Source organism: Micromonospora sp. CPCC 206060 (genome assembly GCF_036906895.1).
Lineage (GTDB): Bacteria > Actinomycetota > Actinomycetes > Mycobacteriales > Micromonosporaceae > Micromonospora.
In genome coordinates this window covers 1-1,803 of the sequence record NZ_JBAKHU010000199.1, presented here as the reverse complement: position 1 = coordinate 1,803, position 1,803 = coordinate 1, and the positions used below count along the sequence as shown (strand labels likewise).

General features: G+C 67.9%; 1 protein-coding gene. It reads left to right on the top strand.

Annotation, left to right across the window (positions count from 1 at the left end; translation table 11 throughout):
- Positions 1-685: 685 nt before the first annotated feature.
- Positions 686-1,803, top strand: a 1,118-nt coding sequence (locus tag V6U90_RS33215) for a reverse transcriptase domain-containing protein (RefSeq protein WP_334445104.1), incomplete at its 3' end; no start/stop codon positions are given.

The following is a 1,803-nucleotide window of genomic DNA, read 5'->3' as shown; positions in this document are numbered from 1 at the left end:
TCGCCGTCGACGGTAAGACGCTGCGGGTGCGACACGAGGTCGCATGTGATGAGTGGATCACGGTGGAGGAGGTGCCCGTGTGGTGACGTGATCCCCGGTCCGTGCTCGGTGGCCGGTCTCCGCCTTGGCGTGCGTCGCGGGTAACTGCGGGGTGCGGAGCCCAGGGTTCAAGCCGAAGGGTCCTCGTTCCTTCCGGGGGCTACGGGTGAGGAGAAGTGCGGGTGGGCGAACGCGAGTGAACCCTTGGTTGATGCCTCGTCATCTTGAAGGTCCGGGTGGAGGGAAGCGGGACCGGGCCGAGATCAGGGACTGGCCGTTGAGAAGCGGCGGATGCCGGTAGCGGAACGTAGCGCTGTCGGGTGAGCACCATCGTCCCCGGGGTACAGAGGGCGCCCAATCCGTGCGTGTCTCATACATGCGGAACGTGGAAACCCCGTCCGGGTCCAGCCTCAGCGGCTGGTAGGCCGACCGTGAGGAAGGCGGAAGCCCTGGCCGGGAACAGGATGACCCGAGAAGCGAAGGCCGGTGTGCCGAAAGGCGACGGGAAGGACATCACGAGGACGGCCACCTCCTGGCCGTGTGGTGTCGAACCGACCGGATACGGGCAGCGCCGCGAAGCGGTGCGGTGGTGGTGCCCGGCCCGAGAGGGAGCCCACGCGGGTCAGGTGAGTCTGTGGAGATGGCGATGGACATGACGTCAGTGCCTGCGGAGACGTTGGACGCCGCTGCTTCAGCGGTGAACGGACCTCAGGGCTTTCCCGACGACTGGGATCAGGTGGACTGGACCCGGGTCGAGGAGGAGGTACGGCGGCTGCGCCAGCGGATCTTCACGGCGTCACGGGCAGGAGAGCACCGCAAGGTGCGCAACCTGCAGCGGTTGATGCTGCGGTCCCGGGCGAACGCGTTGCTCAGCACACGCCGGGTCGCGCAGGTCAACCAGGGGCGGGGGACGGCAGGGGTTGACGGCCGGACCGCGTTGACCGGACCCGAGCGGGTGGATTTGGCCCGCTGGGTCCAGCAGCGCGGGTGTCGGCCGGTGGCCCGGCCCGTCCGTCGGATCTACATTCCGAAGGCCAACGGCAAACGGCGTCCGCTCGGCATCCCCGTGATCGCCGATCGCGCGTCGCAAGCCGTGGTGCTGAACGCGCTGGAGCCTGAATGGGAGGCTCGGTTCGAGTCGAGGAGCTACGGTTTCCGGCCCGGCCGGGGCTGTCATGACGCGATCGAAGCGATCTTCGCCGTCTGCAAGGGCAAGAACCCGAAGCGGGCGTGGGTCCTCGACGCGGATCTGACAGCGGCGTTCGACCGGATCGATCACCACCGACTCATGGAGCACCTGCACGGATTCCCCGCCAGGGAACCTGTCGCCCGGTGGCTGAAGGCAGGCGTGATCGAGAACCGGCAATACGCCCCGACCGAGGAGGGCACACCTCAGGGCGGGGTGATCAGCCCGTTGCTGATGAACATCGCCCTGCACGGGATCGAGACAGCAGCCGGGGCCCGGCAGCAGACCACCCCGTCGCGATGGGGCTGGTCGGTACCCGGAACCCCGGTCGTGGTCAGATACGCCGACGACCTGGTCGCGCTCTGCTCCACCCGGGAGCAGGCGGAGCAGGTCCGGCAACGCCTGGCCCAGTGGCTGGCACCGCGAGGACTGACGTTCAACGAGGACAAAACGCGGATTGTGCACCTGTCCGAAGGGTTCGACTTCCTCGGCTTTACCGTCCGCCACTACCGCAGCCCGGGCAAGCTGCTGATCACACCATCGAAAGCGGCCGTCAAACGGTTCCGCGCCCGGCTGCG